This window comes from Rathayibacter caricis DSM 15933 (assembly GCF_003044275.1).
Classification (GTDB): domain Bacteria; phylum Actinomycetota; class Actinomycetes; order Actinomycetales; family Microbacteriaceae; genus Rathayibacter; species Rathayibacter caricis.
In genome coordinates this window covers 321,788-340,493 of record NZ_PZPL01000001.1, presented here as the reverse complement: position 1 = coordinate 340,493, position 18,706 = coordinate 321,788, and the positions used below count along the sequence as shown (strand labels likewise).

Here is an 18,706-nt window from a genome sequence, read left to right as displayed (position 1 = left end):
CCCTTCCCCCGCACGTCAGGAGACCTCCGTGGCCACCCTGCTCTTCCGTCTCGGCTCGTTCGCCGCTCGTCGCGCGTGGGCGGTGATCGTCGCCTGGGTCGTGATCCTCGGAGTCTCGGTGGGCGCGTTCCTCGCGGCCGGCGGCACGCTGACCAACAGCTTCGACATCCCGGGCACGGCGTCCGGCGCGGTCACCGATCAGCTCGCCGAGAAGCTGCCCGACACGGCGGGCGGCACCGGCACGGTCGTCTACCGCACCGACGACGGCTCGGCCCTGACCGCCGAGCAGGAGTCCGCGATCTCGGCGCTCGCCGCCTCCGCCGCCGACCTCGACGGGGTGGCCGCGGTCGTCGATCCGTTCCAGGCGCGGCAGTCGCAGCTCGACGGAGCCGCGCAGCTGGCCGACGGCCGCGCGCAGCTCGAGGCGGGGGAGGAGCAGCTGGAGGCCGGGCAGGCGCAGCTCGACGCCGGCCGCGCGCAGCTCGACGCCGCGCAGCAGCAGCTCACCGCCGCCCGCGAGCAGGCCGTGGCGGCCGGTGCGCCGGCGCAGCAGCTCGCGGCGATCGACGCGCAGCAGGCGCAGCTCGATCCGCAGAAGGCGCTCCTCGACGAGCAGCAGGCGACCCTCGACGCGTCCCGTCAGGAGCTCGAGGCCGGGGCCGAGCCCCTCGACCTCGGCGAGGAGCTGCTCGGCTATGCCGACGGCATCGGAGTCGTGTCCGACGACGGCTCCACCGCCATCGTGAACATCTCGTTCACCGATCCGCGCCTCGAGCTGTCCGAGGAGGTCAAGCAGGGTGTCGTCGACCACTTCGAGGAGTCCCCGGTCGCCGGCGCCGACGTCAGCTTCGCGACCGACCTCGCCCAGGGCGTCCCGCAGATCTTCGGAGTCGGCGAGGTCGTCGGCCTCGTGTTCGCGGCGGTCGTCCTCATCGTGATGCTCGGCTCCCTCGTCGCCGCGGCCCTCCCGATCGTGACCGCGCTGGTCGGCGTCGGAGTGGGCGTCACCGCTTCGCTCGCCTTCTCCGGCGTCATCGACATGGCGTCGGTCACCCCCGTCCTCGGCGTGATGCTCGGCCTCGCGGTCGGCATCGACTACTCCCTCTTCATCGTGAACCGGCACCGGAGGCAGCTGCTCGCGGGAGTCGAGGTCCGCGAGTCGATCGGACTGGCCAACGGCACCTCCGGCACCGCGGTCGTCTTCGCCGGCTCGACCGTCGTCGTCGCACTGCTCGCCCTGAACATCACCGGCATCCCGTTCCTCGCGCTCATGGGCACCGTCGGCGCGATCTGCGTCGCGGTGGCCGTGCTCATCGCGATCACCCTCGCACCCGCGATCCTCGGCCTCCTCGGCACGCGACTCCTGCGCCGCAAGGCCCGCGCCGCCGTCGGCACGCAGAAGGTGCTCGCGCCCGCCCGGCCCATGTCGACCGTCCGCGCCGTCGTCACGGTCGTCGGCACGATCGTCGCCCTGCTGATCATCGCGATCCCGTCGCTCTCGATGCGCCTCGGCCTGCCCGACGGCTCCAGCGAGCCCGAGGGCTCGACCAGCGCCCGCGCCTTCGAGATCGTGGGCGACGAGTTCGGCGCCGGCGCGAACGGCCCGCTGCTCGTCAGCGCCTCCGTGCCGAGCGGAGTCGCCGACGACGACCTCCTGCGCACGCAGGTCGACATCGCCCGCACGATCTCGGAGCAGGACGACGTGGTCGCCGTCGCGCCCGTCGCCACGTCCGACGACGGCACGCTCCTGGCCTTCCAGGTGCTGCCCGCCGAGGGCCCCAACAGCGCCTCCACCGAGCAGCTCGTGCAGGACCTCCGCGACCTGCCTCCCGTGGGTGACGGCATCGTGCTCGGAGTGGCCGGCCAGGCCGCGACCAACATCGACATCTCGGAGGGGCTGAACGCGGTCCTGCCGACCTACCTGGCGGTCGTCGTCGGGCTCTCGCTGCTCATCATGATCATGGTGTTCCGCTCGCTGCTCGTCCCGGTCATCGCCACGGGAGGCTTCATCCTGTCGCTGTTCGCGACCTACGGCCTGATCACCGCGGTGTTCCAGTTCGGCTGGGGCGCAGACCTGATCGGCCTGCACGCCACCGGTCCGATCCTGAGCTTCCTGCCCGTGATCCTCGTCGGCATCCTCTTCGGGCTCGCGATGGACTACCAGCTCTTCCTCGCGTCGGGGATGCGGGAGGCGTACGTGCACGGCGCGAACGCCCGCCTCGCCGTGGCGCAGGGCTTCCAGGCCGGCAAGTCCGTCGTGATCGCCGCCGCGCTGATCATGGTGGCGGTGTTCGGCGGCTTCATCTTCTCGGAGTCGACCATCATCCGCTCGATGGGCTTCGGCCTCGCGTTCGGCGTGCTCCTCGACGCCTTCGTCGTCCGGATGCTGCTGATGCCCGCTCTGATGCACCTGCTCGGCCGCTCCGCCTGGTGGCTGCCCCGCTGGCTCGACCGGCTGCTGCCCGACGTCGACATCGAGGGCGCGTCGCTCGAGCGGACGCACCCGCACCCGCACGCCTGAACGACGGAACCCCGGCCCGCCGAGGGAACCCGCAGCTGCGGGCTCTCTCGACGGTCCGGGGTTCCCTGGAGCCGGTGACTCCTCCTAGGAGGTGTACCCGGCCTGGATGGACTCGAGGACCTGGTCCGTGCTCGACCCGTCGACCCAGTCGACGATCCCCTTGAAGAAGCTGTCCGAGCCGACCGCCTTGGGCATCAGGTCGGACGCGTCGAAGCGGAACGTGGTGTCCTCGCTCTGCAGGATCGCGATCGAGTCCTTCAGCAGCTCGCTGCTCGCGTTCTCGGGGTCGAGGCCCTTGTTGGCCGAGATGACTCCGCCGAGCGAGACGCGGCTGTTGGCCCAGTCGGCGCTCGCGAGGTACTCCTGCACCTTCGCGGTGTCCTCGTCGTCGGCGAACGCGGCGACGAACTCGCCACCGCCGGTCACGGCCTGGTCGTCCTCGGCGCTGATCGGCGGAGTGAGGAACGCCCACACGTCGCCGTCCTCGGCCACCGTCGCGTCGGCGCCGATGATGAAGCCCTCGAAGAACGACGCCTGGTGGGTCAGCGCGCAGGAGTCGTTCGCGATGTTCTGCGCGACGTCGCCGAATGCGGTCGAGTTGATCGACGAGACGTCGCCGTAGCCCGCGTTGACGAGCGTCGGGTCGAGGAGGATCGAGCCGACGGAGTCGAACGCCGCCTTGATCTGGGGGTCGGTGAAGGGCACATCGCCCGCGACCCACTGGTCGTACACGTCGGGGCCGGCCTCGCGCAGCACCGCGTCCTCGATCCAGTCCGTTCCCGGCCAGCCCGACGCGGCATCGGAGGCGAAGCCGGCGCACCACGAGGGCCCGCCGCTCTTCTCGGCGATCGTCTTCCCGAGCGCCTCCATCTCGTCCCAGGTCGTCGGAACCGAGACGCCCCACTCCGCGAACTTCGCCGGGGAGTACCAGACGTAGCCCTTCACGCTCGCCATCAGCGGAGCGCCGTACTGCGTCCCGTCGACCTGGCCGTACTTCTGCCAGTCCTCCGACCAGTTGTTCTGGACGTTCGTGAGGGCGCCCTCGGGCAGCTCCTTCACCTTCCCCGAGGCCACCGTGTCGGCCAGCAGCCCCGGCTGCGGGAAGATCGCGAGGTCCGGAGTGTCGCCGCCCTGCACCTTGATGCCGATCTGCTGCTCGAAGCCCTTGTCGCCCGTGTACTTGATGTCGATGCCCGACTCCTCCTCCCAGTCCGCCCAGGACTCCTCGAGGAGCGTCGCCTCGTCACCGTTGATGGTGCCGTAGACGTTCACGACCCCGTCGGCGGTGCCGACCGAGCCGCCGCCGGAGCCGCCGCCCGCGTTCGGATCGTTCGGGTCGCTGCTGCTCGAGCAGCCCGCGAGCGCGAGTCCGGCCGCCGCCAGAACGGCGACCGGAAGGGTGAGACGGCGGTGCAGGGACGATCGCATGGGTACTCCTCAGTGAGTGGGATCGGCGGGCCGGTGATCGGCGAGTGGAGGATCGGCTGGTCGCGGAGGCGGGCCGTCGCGGCGTGCCTGGCCAGGATAGACCGGAAGAGAGCGCTCTCTCGGTAACGATTCGGTACTGGCGGGGATCGCCTGGCGTGACCGTTCGGACCAAGCCGGCAGCCTCGTGATGTTCAAAGGAGGCTGAGCAGGAAGCGGCCCCCTCACGCTCGCCGAGCTGTAATTCGAAGCATGCTCGTCTTCGTCGAGCGGATGGTGGTTCTAACACGAGCGATATTCGCCGGCGTTCGAATCCGCTCTTCGTAATGTCGGGCTCATGCCCACCCTCACCCCGGCCGATCTATCACTCGAGCTCGGAGTTCCGCAGAAACGAATTCGCGACGTTCTCCGAGAATTCTTCGGAACTCTCGACATCGGCACGACGCGCTGGGAACTCAGCGATGAGCAAGCGGATGCGGTTCGCGATCGCCTCCGGGTGGAACCAGTCGAGATCCCACGGTTCTCCCTTTCCGTCGGTGACCAGGTGCTGCGTCGCGCCGTTCATCGAGCGTATGGAGGCCAGCAGCAGGGCGGAATCTCCACTCCGCGATCTCTCGGTGAGATCTTCATCTTCACTGATCCCGCGAAAGGCGCACGGCACGGCTACGACAGGTTCGAAGGCCTGCGGGAGGACGGTTCCTACTCCTACACGGGTGAGGGTCAGGTGGGAGATCAGGTGTTCCTTCGCGGAAATCTTGCCCTCCGGGATGCGGCCAAGAATGGTCGAATCATCCGGCTTTTCACGGTCCAGAACACCCGCGTCACGTATATCGGAGCGTTTACAACAGGCCTTCCGACCTATCGCTACGAGATCATCCCGGACAACGAGGGAACGTTGCGCCGGGGGATCATCTTCAATCTGCTCCCGGTCGATGCCGACGTCACGACGCTGCCCGCTTACGGCGGTGCGAAGCCCGCCGATGCTCACGTCAGCGAGTGGGCAGCTCCCGCCTATTCCGACATCGTCGTGGCAGGAGAGGAGTCAGCACCGATCGACGAGCGAGTTGTCTCCCGTGTCGAATTCGAGCTGCAAGCGGCCTTCGGCGAATGGCTGACGAGGAATGGAACTCCTCCCAGTCGACTGACACTTCCCGTTGGTTCTTCGCGCATCGAGCCGGATCTCTACGTGACGACCAGTGGCTGGATCGTGGAGGCGAAGAAGTCGACCGCGCGCTCGTACGTGCGAACGGCAATCGGGCAGGTCCTCGACTACGCCCATGTCGCCAACGAGAAGGGGCTCGCGGCTGTTCCGGTCATCCTGCTTCCTGGCCACCCCGAGGTGGACCTCCAGCAACTCATCACGAGCTTGAACATCATTACGGCCGTGCGGCACGGCGAGGAGTTCGAGCTGATTGAGGCTTAGGCCTTTGCGGTGAGCTTCGCCACAGCAGGAAGATCCGGGGTGGCCCACTCGAGGGCAGGCAACTCGTCCCGAGTCAGCCAGCGAAGCGCGTCGTGATCCGTGCTCGTGAGCGGCGGGTCACCGTGCAGAGTCGTCCACCAGCAGCTCAATCGGATGACGCGAGGGCCCACCTCGGTGTCGTCGACCGTGAGCAAATGACCCACGCTGACGACCACTCCCAGCTCCTCGGCGATCTCCCGCTCAAGCGCCTGCTCAGGCGTCTCCCCAGGCTCGATCTTCCCGCCCGGGAACTCCCACAGACCGCCGGCCGATTTCTCAGACCTGCGCCGGCAGGCGAGGATGCGATCCCCGTCGGTGATGACAGCGGCCACGACCTCGAGAATCTGCATCCGACGATCATGGTCGCCGACAGGCTGGGCATCCGTCACTTCTTCAGCGGGTCGTTCCCCCAGTTCATCAGCGAGTACCGCCACTTCGTCTCCGTCACGTCCCCGTCCGGACGCTGCGCCGAGTGCCGGTGCACGTAGCCGACGACCTTCTTCATGTGGGCGTAGTCGTCGTCGCTGAGGTCGGCCTGCTTGGTGCCGAGGATCTCGATGATGCGGCGGCCGCTGTGGTGGCCGACCGATTCGCCGCCGTCGGACTTCTGGCCGACCTCCTTCGACTCGTCGGTCTCGAGCCAGCTCTCGATCTCCTTCGCCGTCATGTTCACGGCCTCGTGGAAGTCGTCGCGGATGCTCCGCTGCTCGTCCTGATCCGGCATGTCACTCCTCCCGTCGCGGACGCCGGGCGCCCTCGTGCTCCTACCAGAGCGTCTGCGCGGGGAGAGGTCAAGCCCCGACCGCACACCCCCGCCCACGCGTAGCGTCGCCCGTATACGGGGGCCAGAGCTCCCGCCTGTCGACCGAGAAGAGAAGAGACACGCATGCCGTCACGGAACACGCTCGTCCGCAGCCTCCACGACCTCGGCGCCGCCGCCTGGTTCGGCGGATCCCTCATGGGTGCCGTCGGGCTGAACGGAGCCGCCGCGACCTCCTCCGACCCGTCCGAGCGCCTCCGCGTCGCGTCGGTCGGCTGGGCCCGCTGGAGCCCGGTGCAGTTCGCCGCGATCATCGCCCACGGCGTCGGAGGCATCGGCCTGATCCTCGCGAACAAGACCCGCCTCGCGAATCAGCAGGAGAGCCGCACCAACACGATCATCAAGACCGTCGTCACCGGTCTCGCCGGCGCCGCCTCGGTCACCGCTGCGATCGCGGGAGCGACTCAGGCCAAGCACATCGACGAGGGAGCAGAGGGAGTCACCGAGGCCTCGCCGTCGAATTCGCCCGAGATGACCACTGCCCTGCGCGTGCAGAAGGCCACCCAGTGGCTGATCCCGGTGCTGACCTCGGTCATCATCATCCTCGGCGCCCAGCAGGGCGAGCAGCAGCGCCCGGTGAAGGGCCTCTTCGAGACCACGGCGCGCATGTTCCGCAAGTAACGGGGTTCGCGGTTCACAACGAAGGAAGGATCGCCTCATCGAGGCCGCAGATCACCGGGATCTGCGTGTCCGAGAGGCATCCTTCCTTCGTTGTGAACGGTGGGGGTCCGCCGCCGGTGTGCAGACCTGCCTCAGACCGCTTCAGACCCCGGAGCGACGAACTCGACCTTCGTCTTCCGATGGTCCGTGATCGCGCGTGCCTCTCCCTCCAGCGCGACACGGAGGTCGTCGGCAGCGATCCAGTACTCCGGAGGATCGGCTTCCACGGTCTCGAGGTACGCGTTGCACGAGCGGTACATGGCGCGGAGCGGTGCGCGAGCGGGTGACCCGGTGCGTTCCTCCCGAATCGTGGCGCGGATCTCCTCTCGGATACTCAGCACGGACCTCCGCATGCGGTCGAAGTCCGAACCAGCGGTGATGTCGGGGGACGGGATCCGGCGGCGGTCGGGGATCAGGAACACGCGCCGCCGCCCCAGATCGAGGAGGAGCAGGTCGAGTGCGCCCCACTCGCGCTTGCGGTCCGTGGCGCTCCGCCGCCAGGACTCGATGTACAGCGTGGCGCCGGCTCCGACCACAGCACCGACGATCGCCGCGAGAAGCTCGTTCACAGCGCGCGGGTCACTCCGACGTCCCCATGCAGAACGCCGCGGCGAACGCGCCGGTGCTCGTCTGCTCCGCGATGATCTCGCCGTCGAGGGTGATGCGGCAGGTGATCGCGCCGGTGTCGTCGGCGCCGGTGGTCGCGGTGAGGGACTGGACCTGCACGGCGAACTCGCCGGCGGCGGGCACCTGCACCTCCTTCGTGAAGGGGAGGGGCTGATCGGCGGCGGCCGCGGTGCCGTCGGCGAGGTCGCTCGAGGTGGCGTAGCCGATGGAGGCGTCGGGGGCGTCGCCGGTGACCTCGAGGAGGAGGGTCCGGGTGGGGCCGGCCGGTTCCGTGCTCTCCGACAGGGGTGCGCGGCTCGACTCGGCGTCCTCGACGGCGTTCGTGACTCCGGTCACGAAGCCGGCCGTGTAGATCACGGCGAGCACGATCGACAGGATCAGCGCCACCAGGTTCAAGGCCGTGCCGGCGATCGCGGCCTTGCGGCTCCGGTTCTTCAGGAACAGGGCGATCACTCCGAGCACCAGACCCACGAAGGCGACGAAGCCCGAGACGTAGTTCACGATCGGGATCGCGGCGCCGATGAGCGCGACGATGCCGATGATGAGGGACGCGAGACCGAGTCCGTTCCCGGTCTTCCGCCCGGGCGGGGGCGTCGACGGGCCGGGAGCGGGCTCGGGGAAGACGGCGGGGTTGTACAGGGTCATGCCGCCAGTCAACCAGCAGTGGCATTGACCGGGCCATCTCTACATAGCTAGATTTGCGCCATGATCCCGCTCGCCCGCCTCACGCCCGCCACGGTCGACGTGCTGCGCGTCCTCCTCGACGACGGCGCCTCCGTCTGGGGGATGCTCGTCATCAAGCGCACGGGACGCCCGGCGGGCAGCGTCTACCCGATCCTCGAGCGGCTCGAGGGGGCGGGCTGGGTGGCCTCGTCGTGGGAGCCGGACACCGACCGCAGCGGTCCGCGGCGGCGGCTGTACGAGCTGACGGGCGACGGGGCGCAGGCGGCGCGCGCGGCGGTCGAGCGCTTTGCCGCGGCAGCGGTGGCGAAAGCATCCAAGGCAAGCCGGCCCGCTCCGGCCGCCGTCCGTCTCTCCGGAGCGGAGGCCCGCGCGTGATCGACCTGCTGCTGCGCCTGCTCGCCCGCCTCCTCCCGCCTCTCGCCCGTGAGCGCTACCTCGAGGAGTGGCGAGCCGATGCGGCCGGCGCCGCCGAGGCGGGTCTGCCCCGCCGCGACGTCGTGCTCGGCGCCCTCGTGCTCAGCGCGACCCTCGATCGCGCGCTGCCGGCGCACTCGGGGGAGCCGCGGTTCCTCCGCCCGCGCCGCCTTGCCCGCCGCGGGCTCGGGCTGCTGACGGCCACCGCGGTCGTGCTGATCGGCTTCTCTTTGACCGCCGGCGGCATCGTGCCCGAGAACGCTCCGGAGGGTGTCGTCGCCACAACGAGTGCGGTTCGCTGGCTCGTCGTCGCTCTCGCGCTCCTCGCGGGGGTCGTCGGAGTCGCGCACCTGATCGGCGCCGCCCGCTCGGCCGAGACCCGCACGGCCCGGGTGTCGCTGCTCCTGGCGGTCGTCGGGCCGCTGACGGTCGTCCTCGGCACCCTCCTCCCCGGGGCGCCCTGGTGGCTGACCCTGCTCGGCTTCGTGATCGTGCTCGCCGGGCTCGCGACCGGCCTCGCCGTCATCGGAGGCACGCGGCCGGTCGCTCTCGAGCACCGCGTCGCGACCCGGCGGCAGCGCCTCCCGGTCGCGGTCGCCGGTGCCGCGCTGATGCTCGCCGTCATCGTGCTCGGCTCGATCGACCTGCTCGTCTGGAATCCGCTCGCCAAGGTGCCCGGCACCGAGCTCTCGACGATCTACGCGCTGATGGCCGAGCGCGACGGGTTCTCGCTGCAGCCCACGCTCGTCGCGCTCGTGGTCTGGGTTGTCTTCTGGACGGTGCCGACCTTGCTCATCACCGCGCTGGCCGTGCATCGCGCAGGTGGCCCGCTCACTCCTCGACGCCTCGCGATCGCGATGCTCGCGCTCGTCGGCGCGGCGATCTTCTGCCGCTTCTTCACCGGATTCGGCATCGGCATGTCGATCGCCGACACGTTCTCCACCTCGGGCGGCGACGGCTCGGTCGTCTCGGCGGCGCTCGCGATCGTCGGCCAGCTGTCGTTCGCGGCGGCCGCGATCCTGCTTGGCTGGGCTCCGCGGGTCGTGGTGCGGCCGGCCGAGAGCGCGGTGGCGGCGTAGCTGCAGGGAGGAGCGCCTCCTTCTGCTGATCGAGTAGCCCGCGGAGCGGGCGTATCGAGATCCACGATGTCTCGGAGTGGGCGGGTCTCGATACGCCCCTCCGGGGCTACTCGACCAGCGAGCAACGGCCGCTGGCACGATGCACGCAGAAGCGGGGCCGACTCTCGTCGACCCCGCTCCGGCGTCCGTCCTACTGCTCGCTCGGGCGGCGGCGCCTGGTCAGGGCGAGCACCGCTCCTCCTCCTGCCACGAGGGCGAAGGCGAGGGCGGCGAGACCGGTCGTCCCCTCCGCTCCGGTGTGCGCGAGGGCTGCAGCGGGCTTCGCGGTGCCGGGGTTCGGAGTGGACGACGGCACGGGCGCGACGGGAGCCGCGGTCGCGGTCGGCGCCGCGGTCGGCTCGGCCGTCGGTGCGACCGTCGGCGTCACGGTCGGCTCCACCGTCGGCGTCACGGTCGGCTCCGGCGTCGGCTCCGCCGCCATCAGCTCCGGAGTCGACGCCGGCGCCACGCGGTGCAGCGTCGCCTGCTCGTAGTCGTACGACATCGCCAGCAGCGCCGCGTCCTGGCTGCGCGGGGCGGCCAGCTCGAGACCCGCGGCCGCTCCGGTCGAGGTGAACCCGGCGGGCAGCGAGACCGTCGGGATGCCCGTGTTCGCTCCCACATCGCAGAACGTCGTGCCCGCCCACTCCGGAGTCGCGGACGTCGCGCTCGTCGGCATGGCGAGGGCGTCGAGGTCGTGGTCGACGAAGTACTGGTCCATCGCGATCTTGCCGGCGTCCTGCTCGGCGACCGCCGCGTCGTAGGCGGGGTTCGGGATGTCCTCGTTGCTCTGGAAGTACTCGACGTCGCCGGGGAGCAGCGACGTCTTGCCGTCCGCGATGACGTCCGAGAAGGTGAGCGCATCGGCCGGCTCGGTGAGTGCGGCGAGGCCCTCGGGCCAGGTCGCGTCCGTCGAGGCGAAGAACGAGTCGATGCTCGGGCGCATGTCGATCCAGCCGCCGCTCTTCAGCGTCCCCGAGACGAACTCGCGGGTGAAGTCGGGCACGGGCACGATCTCGGCGCCCTGTGCGGCCAGATCGCGGACCGCCTGGTCGACCAGCGCGGTGGTCTCGGCGAGGCCCGGACGCGCAGGGTCCTCCTCGTAGTCCCAGCGCACGTAGCCGATCCGCTTGCCCTCGAGCGCGGTGTCGCTGAGGCCCTCGACGTACGAGTCGGTGTCCTGCTCCGCGGCGATCACGGTCTGCGGGTCGGTCGGATCGACGCCGGCGAGCACCTCCATCAGCAGCGCGGCATCCGTCACGGTCGTCGTCATCGGCCCCGACACGTCCTGGCGGAGCGACAGCGGCACGATGCCGGTGACGCTCGTGAGTCCCATGGTCGGGCGGTAGCCGACGAGGCTCTGGTGGGCGCTCGGCCCGACGATCGACCCGCAGGAGTCGGTGCCCAGGCCCGCGGGGGCGTAGCCGGCCGCGACGGCCGCGCCCGTTCCTCCGCTCGACCCGCTGGCGCTGTTCGCCTGGTTGTACGGGTTGGTGGTGCGGCCGCGCTCGGAGCTCAGCGTGTAGGTGCCGTGCCACGCGAACTCGGCCATGTTCGTCTTCGCGAGGATGATCGCTCCGGCGTCGCGCAGGCGCTCGACCGCGGTCGAGTCGAGCTTCGTCTGGTACGTGTGCAGCGAGGCGCTGCCGGCGGTCGTGGGCATGTCGAACGTGGCGTAGTTGTCCTTCACCAGGATCGGGATGCCGTGCAGCGGTCCGCGGATCGTGCCCTCGGCGCGCTCGGCGTCGAGCTCGGCGGCCGTGGCGAGGGCGTCGGGGTTGGCGAGGATCACGGCGGCGAGGCCGGGCTGGTCGCCGTACGGGTCGTCGTAGGCCGCGATGCGGTCGAGGTACTGCTGCGTCAGGGCGACCGACGTGGTCGCTCCGGACTCGAGGAGGGCGAGAGCGTCGGTGATGCTCAGATCGACGACCGCGGGGGCGGACGCGGGGGCCGTCGCACCGACGGCGGCGGGGGCGGTGATCGCGGCGCCGAGCGCGAGGCCCGAGCAGAGGGAGACGGCGGCGGAGAGTCGGGCGACCCTCCGGAAGGAGGAATGGGACAAGCGAGGACCTTCGGATCGAGTGGGAAGAGGCTTGGAACCTCCCCAGTCTTCGGGTCGCGTGTTGCGGATCCGTTTCCGACCGGTTTCGATCTCGGCCGATCAGGCCCGTCGCTGCGCTCAGCCGCGGTCGAGAAGCGCTGCGAGCACTCCGCTCGTCATGAGGGCCCAGCCCACGAGCAGGGCGGCGCCGACCGCCCCGAGCAGGATCGCGACCGCGCGCCGCTCGCTCCGGGTCACCGCGCGGCCTCGGGAACGGGGAGTTCCTCCGGAGCGAACGTTAAGATGTCGCCCGGCTGGCAGCCGAGCACCGAGCAGATCGCGTCGAGCGTCGAGAAGCGGATCGCCTTCGCCCGGCCGTTCTTCAGGATCGAGACGTTCGCCGTCGTGATGCCGATCGCCGAGGCCAGCTCGGTCACCGACATCTTCCGCTTGGCGAGCTCGACGTCCAGCTGCAGCACGATCGCCATCAGACGATCTCCGCCAGCTCGCTGCGCTGCTCGACCGCGAGGTGCAGGAGCCGCCGCATCACCATGACGAGAAGGCCCAGCGTCGCGCTCGACACCGCGACCAGCCCGAAGGCGAGCGCGGGGATCGGAGCGGGCACCACCGCGAGGACCGCGACCGCACCGCCCGCGGCGAGCACGGCCCCGAACAGGAAGGCGCCGATGGCCAGATCGACCCACAGGTCGGAGCGGTGATCGCCGGCGAAGAGCGCGTCGTCGCGCACCAGCGACACCAGCCGCCAGACCGCGACGAGCACGGCCTCGACGCAGAGGCCGCCCGCGACGAGGACGGCGACGAGCACCCCGTCGATCGGACCGCCGTCGAGCGCGGTCGCGGCGACCGGGCCGACGGCGACCTGCACGACGACGCAGCCGAGCAGCAGCACGGCGAGCAGGGCGCGGAGTGCGACGAGGAGTGAGCGGGGCATCGAGATCCTCTCGGAGGGTGCGGCGTATCGAAGATCGAGCGATTCGTATCGACATTCGATACTGCCAGCTCGTAGCGGGGCCCCGCAAGACCCTTCACCCGCCTTGTCAGCGCCCGAAGTCCTGCACAGATGAGGCTGAGCGCCGCGAGTCGCCGCGATCTCGCAGAATCGACCCTCCCAGCCTTATCTCTGCAGGAGCAGCGCCCCTCAGGCCCCGCCCGTCCCCGCCCCGAACACGTCCTCGTACAACCCGGTCAGCTCCGGCGAGCTCGGCCCCGTCAGTCCGCAGCCCAGCAGCGCGTTCTCGTCGGCCGCGAGCAGGTAGTCGGTCCCCGTCTGCCAGGTGACGCCTCGGCCCTGCGTCACGGTGACGCTGTCGCCGACCTCCCCGGCGAACCGCTCGAGCACCCTCAGCTCGACCGTGCCGTCGTCGATCGAGCGCACCTCGGCCCGGAACGCGACCTGCGCCGAGGCGAGCGCCGCCGCGGGATCCGCGGGGCAGCCGTTCGTCGCTCCCGACAGCCGTGCCGACGACGTGGCCAGGGCGAACGCGAGCGGCAGGAGGAGGGAGGCGATGGCCGCGACGGCGAGCGCGCCCACTCCCGCGATCAGCCAGGGCGAGCGGCGGCGCGGCGGTGCGTCGTCGCGGTCGGTGCCCGCGAGGACCACGGCCAGCTCGCGGTCCGAGAGCGGAGGCAGGCTCGCAGCCGGATCGATCGCGCGGAGGAGCGCGCGCAGATCGCCGTCCCTCTCGGGCGATCCCCGCAGGAGCTCCTGCCCGATGCGGCGGCGTCCGCGCTCGAGACGGTCCGTCGCGTCCTCCTCGGGCATGCCGAGCACGATGCCGATCGCGTGCGCGTCGAGGCCGTCCCACGCCCACAGGCGGAGCGGCTCCGCATCCGATTCCGCCACGCGCGAGAGGGCCAGGCGCACCCGGTCGTGCAGCCGCCGCGACTCCTCGTCGGTCTGCAGCTGCGGCGGTTCGACCAGCGCGAGCCGCTGCGAGAGGAGGGACTGCCGGCGCTGACCGCGGAGCGCGTTCCGCAGCAGGGCGCGGGCGATCGCGAGCGCCTGCGCGACCGGATCGGGCGGGGCGATCCTCCGCTCGCGCAGCACGGTGATCGTCAGCGCGAGGACGTCGTCGGCGGTGCCGGCGTCGGCGCGGCGCCACAGGTAGCGGCGGACCGGGTCGGCGACCGTGGCGGCGAGCACGGCGAACCGTTCGGGGTCGGCGAGAGGATCCTGCATGACCTCATGGTCGCCCCTCGCGCGCCGGATCGCACATCCGGGGTCTCGAGGGGCCGGTGGCGATCGGGGCCGGGGCGCGGGAGGCTGGAGGCATGGATCACGATGGACGCCCGGCCTCCGCCCGCCCGGTGGCGCCTGCTGCGGTGGCGAGCTCCGCTCTCGGCCTGGTCGCGCTCGTCGCGTTCCCGGTTCCGCTGCTGTCCGCGGCCGCGGGTCTCGTGGCGGTCCTTCTCGCCCGCTCGTCGCGGGAGCAGCTGCGCGCCGAGCCGTCGCTCCGCGGGGCCCGCGCGAGCCTGCTCGGCTTCGTGCTCGGGACGGCCGCGCTGGTCGTGGGCGCGGCGCAGGTGCTGGCGCCGTACGTGCTGATGGTGCTGTTCTTCCTGTAGTCGCGCGCCTTCTACGACGTCAGCGTCCCGATCACTGCGATGACCTGGATCGCGGTCAGGAGCCAGCCCACGATCACGGCGTAGGTCGCGAACCCCCAGCCCGCGCGCCCCGACCGGCGGATCCGCGCACGGCCGAGCAGGCCGCAGACGATGGCGGCGGGTCCCACCAGGAACGCGAGCACGAATCCGGCGATCGCCATCGGCTCCACGGCCGGATCGGTGACCAGCCCCGCGTCCCTCCGCGCCCGCCCCTGCGCGTACGAGACCGGCACGGCGATCGCGAGCACGATCACCGGCGAGAGCACGAGCAGGATGATCGCGATGTGCCATCCGACGAGTCCGTAGAACATCCGGCGAGCCTACGGACGCGGACCGGCGGAGTCGTCACCCGCGCGGGGGAGCCCGCTCGCTAGCCTGTACCCCGGCGATCCGCCCGCCCCGCCCCTTTCCCCGCCCGAGGAGCCTCATGCCCACCTGGTCCCTGCACGGAGACGGCCGCACCGTCGAGCCCGGCGCCGTCGTCGCCCCCGACGAGCGGCTCAGCTGGCCCGCGACGATCGCGATCGGCATCCAGCACGTCGTCGCCATGTTCGGAGCGACGTTCCTCGTCCCCGTCCTCACCGGCTTCCCCGTCGCCACGACCCTGCTCTTCTCGGGTGTCGGCACGCTCCTCTTCCTCCTGATCACGCGCAACAAGCTGCCCAGCTACCTCGGGTCGAGCTTCGCGTTCATCGCTCCCGTCACCGCCGCGACCGCCGTGGGCGGAACCGGGTCGGCGCTCGCCGGGATCGTCGCCGTCGGCCTCCTGCTCGCCGCGGTCGGGGTCCTGGTGCAGTTCGTCGGCCTCGGCTGGATCGACCGCCTGATGCCCCCGGTGGTGTCGGGTGCGATCGTGGCCCTGATCGGCTTCAACCTCGCTCCCACCGCCTGGGACAGCTTCGAGAAGGCGCCCGTCACCGCGACCGTCACGCTCGCCGCGATCATCCTCGGCGGAGTGTTCTTCCGCGGCTTCCTCGGCCGCGTCTCGATCTTCGTCGGCGTCGTGATCGGCTACGTCGTGGCGCTGCTGCGCGACGAGATCGACTACTCCGCGGTCGGTGACGCAGCCTGGATCGGCCTGCCGCCCTTCTCCTTCCCCGACTTCGCGTCCGGATCGACGTGGTCGGGCATCGCGATGTTCCTCCCCGTCGTGCTCGTCCTCATCGCCGAGAACGTCGGCCACGTGCGCGGCGTCGCGACCATGACCGACTCCTCCGTCAACGCCCACACCGGCCGCGCCCTGATCGCCGACGGCGTCGCGACCGCGGTCTCGGGCACGTTCGGCGGCTCGGGCACCACGACCTACGGCGAGAACATCGGAGTGATGGCCGCCACGCGCGTCTACTCGACCGCCGCGTACTGGGTCGCCGGCGTCACCGCCGTTCTGCTCAGCCTCTCGCCCAAGGTCGGCGCGGTCTTCAACTCCATCCCCGCGGGCGTCCTCGGCGGCGCGACCACCGCTCTCTACGGCCTCATCGGCGTCATCGGCATCAAGATCTGGGTCGACAACCGCGTCGACTTCTCGCGTCCGGTCAACCAGTACACGGCCGCCGTCGCCCTGGTCATCGCGATCGCGGGCTTCAACTTTGCCTCCGGTGGGTTCCAGCTCGGCGGCATCGTGCTCGGAGCGGGAGCGGCGCTGGTGATCTACCACCTGGGCAACGCGATCGCGCGCTGGCGCCGGACGGGCGCTGACGACGGCGGGCCGCTGCCGGCGATCGGGCAGCTGGGCGGGGACGTGCAGAAGTAGGGGAGGGGCGAGTCGCCGCTAAGGTGCCGGAATGGTCGACGATGCCCCCTCCGCTCTGTCCTTCCTCCGCTACGACATGAGCGAGGCGGGGTCTGCGGCGTCGCTGTTCACGGCGTCCGGCGCCGTAGGGCTGTGCGGGATCTACGTGCTCGAGTTCGAGAACGGCCAGCGCTACGTGGGCCAGACGACGAACATCGTGAGCCGGTACGCGTCGCATCGTCGTCACCACGGAGACGTGGTGGCCTTCCGTTTCGCGAAGTGCCCGCGAGCGCGGCTCGACGAGGAGGAGCGCGCGGAGATCCGCCGTCAGGAGCAGACGCACGGTCTGCGCAACCTCACGCTGACGGGCTGGCCGGGTGGTACCGGCGACCGTGCCGCGACGGTCGAGGAGGGCAAGAGCGTCCTGCTGCCGTGGGAGCGCGAGCGGCGCGGGAGGATCGGCGAGGAGGGGGCGTCGACGCTTCCGGGTCGCTTCTGGGAGCTTGCGCGCCGTGACGACTACGCGGCTTTGTCACGAGTACTCGCTCGATACACCGCCGAGACGATCGCCGATCCGTTCGGAACACAACGTGTGCTCTGGGTCCTGTCTGCCCAGCCGTCGACGAAGCGGTCCAAGACTTCGCGCCGTCTCTTCACGTTCAGCTGCGGAACGCTCGAGACCGTCTTCGCGGTCGAGTACTTCGACGGGGGCGAGTGGCACGTCGCGGTCAGGGCCAACGTCGATGCGCCGACGTTCGACGCGGCCGTGGAGGCGCTGGGCGAGATCCCGGTCGTCTTCTACGACGGCGAGGATGCCGCCTATCGCAGCGCTGACGTCGCGTCCTACCTGTTCGCCGGGTGGGAGGAGTTCGCTGCAGCGCTCGAGTACCCGCCGTTCCTCGAGGCCGCGTACAAGCTGAACACGACGATGATGCGCCGAGGCGGATCGCCTCTGCGCAGGCATCACAACGCGTTCTTCGCGGACGATGTGCTGCGTCGCGCCGCCGTCGAGACGTCCTTGAGTTGACTTCACACCTGCTGTACGCGTCTTCTTCTCCACAGATGAGCCGAACTCGTGTTCGAATGTCGGTGGTCGCTGGCATCATCCGTGTATGGCCACGATCGACCCGTACACAGCACCCGCCGAGGGCGTTCCCTCGGTGCACGCGTGCTTCGAGGAGGCGTACGGCGGCGCGATCGATGCGGCCGAGGCGCTGCGGCGGTTCCGGGGGCGGATCGACGGTGAGCAGGCCGAGCTGATCGAGCTGTCGCGGCGCCTCGCGATGGCGGTGCCGGAGGCGCTGGTCGACGCCGGCGTGCTCGGCAGGGGCGAGCGGATCGAGGCGGCGGCCCGTGCGCACATCGCCGAGATCGCCACGTCGTTCCGGCTGTCCGAGGCGCACGCCGGGGCCCTCGTCGAGGAGAGCCGCCTCCTCGTGAACGAGCTGCCGGCGACGCTCGCCGCCCTGAAGGAGGGGGCGTGCGCCGCCGAGCACGCGCGGGTCGTGGTCGCCGAGGCGGCGACCGTGCCGCCGGAGGTGCGCGGCCGGTTCGACGAGGAGGCGGCGGTCCTCGCCGCGTCGTGCACACCTCCGCAGCTGCGGCGTCGGCTCCGTGCGCTGCGCGAGCGGCTGCACCCCGAGACGTTGCGCGAGCGCCACCGCCGCTGCCGGGAGGATCGCGCCGTCTGGGTCGACGGCGAGCTCGACGGCATGGCGACGCTGCACCTCCATCTGCCCGCTCAGGACGCGTTCGGCGCGTACGACCGGATCGATCGTGCTGCGCGCTCCGTCCAGGAGGCGGGTTCCGACGCGACGCCCGACGAGCGCGACGCGCGGAACCTCCGGCAGGTCCGCGCCGATGTGGCGACGGCGCTACTGCTCGACGGCGAGACCGTGGCTGCTCCGGAGGAGGCGCACGATGCGCGAGACCCCCTCGCCGGGCCCGCCCGCACCGCCGTCCCGCGCGGCATCCGTGCTGTGGTCGCCGTCACCGTCCCGGTCCTCACCCTGCTCGGCCGCTCCGACGAGCCCGCGATCCTCGACGGCTACGGGCCGGTCGACGCCGAGACGGCGCGGGAACTCGCTGCCGGCGCCCCGAGCCTCATCCGCATCCTCACCGATCCGCACACCGGAGCGACGCTCGGCGTCGGACGCCGCAGCTACCGCCCGCCCGCCGAGCTGCGTCGGGCGCTCGCGCACCGAGACGAGACCTGCCGGTTCCCGGGGTGCCTCCGCACGGCGCGCACCGCCGACCTCGACCACACGGTCCCGTGGCAGCACGGAGGCGCGACCGACGCCGCGAACCTCGCCCACCTCTGCGCCTCCCACCACCGACTCCGGCACCTCAGCACCTGGAGTCCTGAGAACCTCGGCGACGGCGGCGTCCGCTGGCGCAGCCCGGCGGGACGAGTGCTGACGGTGGAGCCGCCGGGGCCACCGCCGATGAGTCGCGAGAAGGTGCCGTTCTGAGCGCGGGGGCAGTGGTCCACCGGGACTCCGACGCGCCTTGTGCGAGCAGCCCGCCTTCGCGCCCTCAGGACTCTGAGCCCCTCACGACTGCGAGCCCCTCACCCCGTCG

General features: G+C 70.9%; 19 protein-coding genes. 9 read left to right on the top strand and 10 right to left on the bottom strand.

All coding sequences use genetic code 11. From position 1 onward, the window contains the following. Positions 1–28 precede the first annotated feature (28 nt). Positions 29–2,521 (top strand): MMPL family transporter, encoded by a 2,493-nt coding sequence (locus C1I63_RS01605; RefSeq protein WP_107573514.1) that lies wholly within the window; start codon positions 29–31, stop codon positions 2,519–2,521. Positions 2,522–2,605: 84 nt separating this feature from the next. On the opposite strand, the gene C1I63_RS01600 is transcribed toward C1I63_RS01605, so the two are convergent. Beyond that, complete coding sequence (locus C1I63_RS01600) at positions 2,606–3,949, bottom strand: ABC transporter substrate-binding protein (protein WP_107573513.1); 1,344 nt, start codon at positions 3,947–3,949, stop codon at positions 2,606–2,608. Positions 3,950–4,283: 334 nt separating this feature from the next. Between C1I63_RS01600 and C1I63_RS01595 the strand changes: the two genes are divergently transcribed. Further along, the gene (locus tag C1I63_RS01595) at positions 4,284–5,369 is read left to right on the top strand and encodes an SRA domain-containing endonuclease (protein WP_107573512.1); all 1,086 of its coding nucleotides are present in this window, start codon (positions 4,284–4,286) and stop codon (positions 5,367–5,369) included. Here C1I63_RS01595 and C1I63_RS01590 read toward each other — a convergent pair. Then, complete coding sequence (locus C1I63_RS01590) at positions 5,366–5,758, bottom strand: (deoxy)nucleoside triphosphate pyrophosphohydrolase (protein ID WP_107573511.1); 393 nt, start codon at positions 5,756–5,758, stop codon at positions 5,366–5,368. The two genes, C1I63_RS01595 and C1I63_RS01590, sit on opposite strands and share 4 nt — an antisense overlap. A 35-nt stretch (positions 5,759–5,793) precedes the next feature. After that, complete coding sequence (locus C1I63_RS01585; protein ID WP_107573510.1) at positions 5,794–6,132, bottom strand: DUF3140 domain-containing protein; 339 nt, start codon at positions 6,130–6,132, stop codon at positions 5,794–5,796. A gap of 162 nt (positions 6,133–6,294) precedes the next feature. On the opposite strand from C1I63_RS01585, the gene C1I63_RS01580 reads away from it, so the two are divergent. Beyond that, entirely contained in the window at positions 6,295–6,849 is a 555-nt protein-coding gene (locus C1I63_RS01580; protein WP_107573509.1) for a hypothetical protein, read from the top strand. 131 nt (positions 6,850–6,980) lie between these two features. On the opposite strand, the gene C1I63_RS01575 is transcribed toward C1I63_RS01580, so the two are convergent. Continuing rightward, a complete protein-coding gene (locus tag C1I63_RS01575) occupies positions 6,981–7,457 on the bottom strand; it encodes a hypothetical protein (RefSeq protein WP_107573508.1) in 477 nt (158 codons plus the stop codon). A gap of 10 nt (positions 7,458–7,467) precedes the next feature. Beyond that, complete coding sequence (locus tag C1I63_RS01570; RefSeq protein ID WP_107573507.1) at positions 7,468–8,160, bottom strand: MmpS family transport accessory protein; 693 nt, start codon at positions 8,158–8,160, stop codon at positions 7,468–7,470. A gap of 60 nt (positions 8,161–8,220) precedes the next feature. On the opposite strand from C1I63_RS01570, the gene C1I63_RS01565 reads away from it, so the two are divergent. Next, a complete protein-coding gene (locus tag C1I63_RS01565; protein ID WP_107573506.1) occupies positions 8,221–8,574 on the top strand; it encodes a PadR family transcriptional regulator in 354 nt (117 codons plus the stop codon). Then, complete coding sequence (locus C1I63_RS01560) at positions 8,571–9,692, top strand: hypothetical protein (protein ID WP_107573505.1); 1,122 nt, start codon at positions 8,571–8,573, stop codon at positions 9,690–9,692. Before C1I63_RS01565 ends, C1I63_RS01560 begins: the two co-directional genes overlap by 4 nt. A gap of 190 nt (positions 9,693–9,882) precedes the next feature. On the opposite strand, the gene C1I63_RS01555 is transcribed toward C1I63_RS01560, so the two are convergent. From C1I63_RS01555 to C1I63_RS01540, 4 genes are all read right to left on the bottom strand, one after another. After that, positions 9,883–11,793 (bottom strand): amidase family protein, encoded by a 1,911-nt coding sequence (locus C1I63_RS01555; protein WP_107573504.1) that lies wholly within the window; start codon positions 11,791–11,793, stop codon positions 9,883–9,885. A gap of 233 nt (positions 11,794–12,026) precedes the next feature. After that, entirely contained in the window at positions 12,027–12,260 is a 234-nt protein-coding gene (locus C1I63_RS01550) for a helix-turn-helix domain-containing protein (protein ID WP_107573503.1), read from the bottom strand. Further along, entirely contained in the window at positions 12,260–12,724 is a 465-nt protein-coding gene (locus C1I63_RS01545) for a DUF2975 domain-containing protein (RefSeq protein WP_107573502.1), read from the bottom strand. Before C1I63_RS01545 ends, C1I63_RS01550 begins: the two co-directional genes overlap by 1 nt. Before the next feature lie 207 nt (positions 12,725–12,931). Continuing rightward, positions 12,932–13,972, bottom strand: coding sequence for an RNA polymerase sigma factor (locus C1I63_RS01540; RefSeq protein WP_107573501.1), 1,041 nt, complete (start codon positions 13,970–13,972; stop codon positions 12,932–12,934). A gap of 92 nt (positions 13,973–14,064) precedes the next feature. On the opposite strand from C1I63_RS01540, the gene C1I63_RS01535 reads away from it, so the two are divergent. Beyond that, positions 14,065–14,358, top strand: coding sequence for a hypothetical protein (locus C1I63_RS01535; protein ID WP_146168332.1), 294 nt, complete (start codon positions 14,065–14,067; stop codon positions 14,356–14,358). An 11-nt stretch (positions 14,359–14,369) separates the two neighbouring features. Here C1I63_RS01535 and C1I63_RS01530 read toward each other — a convergent pair whose 3' ends face one another. Beyond that, complete coding sequence (locus C1I63_RS01530) at positions 14,370–14,708, bottom strand: DUF4190 domain-containing protein (protein WP_107573499.1); 339 nt, start codon at positions 14,706–14,708, stop codon at positions 14,370–14,372. A 116-nt stretch (positions 14,709–14,824) separates the two neighbouring features. On the opposite strand from C1I63_RS01530, the gene C1I63_RS01525 reads away from it, so the two are divergent. The 3 genes from C1I63_RS01525 (at position 14,825) to C1I63_RS01515 (ending at position 18,597) form a co-directional block, all read left to right on the top strand. Further along, a complete protein-coding gene (locus C1I63_RS01525) occupies positions 14,825–16,147 on the top strand; it encodes a uracil-xanthine permease family protein (RefSeq protein WP_107573498.1) in 1,323 nt (440 codons plus the stop codon). A gap of 31 nt (positions 16,148–16,178) precedes the next feature. After that, a complete protein-coding gene (locus C1I63_RS01520; protein ID WP_107573497.1) occupies positions 16,179–17,153 on the top strand; it encodes a GIY-YIG nuclease family protein in 975 nt (324 codons plus the stop codon). A gap of 85 nt (positions 17,154–17,238) precedes the next feature. Further along, positions 17,239–18,597: an HNH endonuclease signature motif containing protein gene (locus C1I63_RS01515; RefSeq protein ID WP_107573496.1), complete on the top strand. Its 1,359-nt coding sequence runs from the start codon at positions 17,239–17,241 to the stop codon at positions 18,595–18,597. Positions 18,598–18,706: the final 109 nt, after the last annotated feature.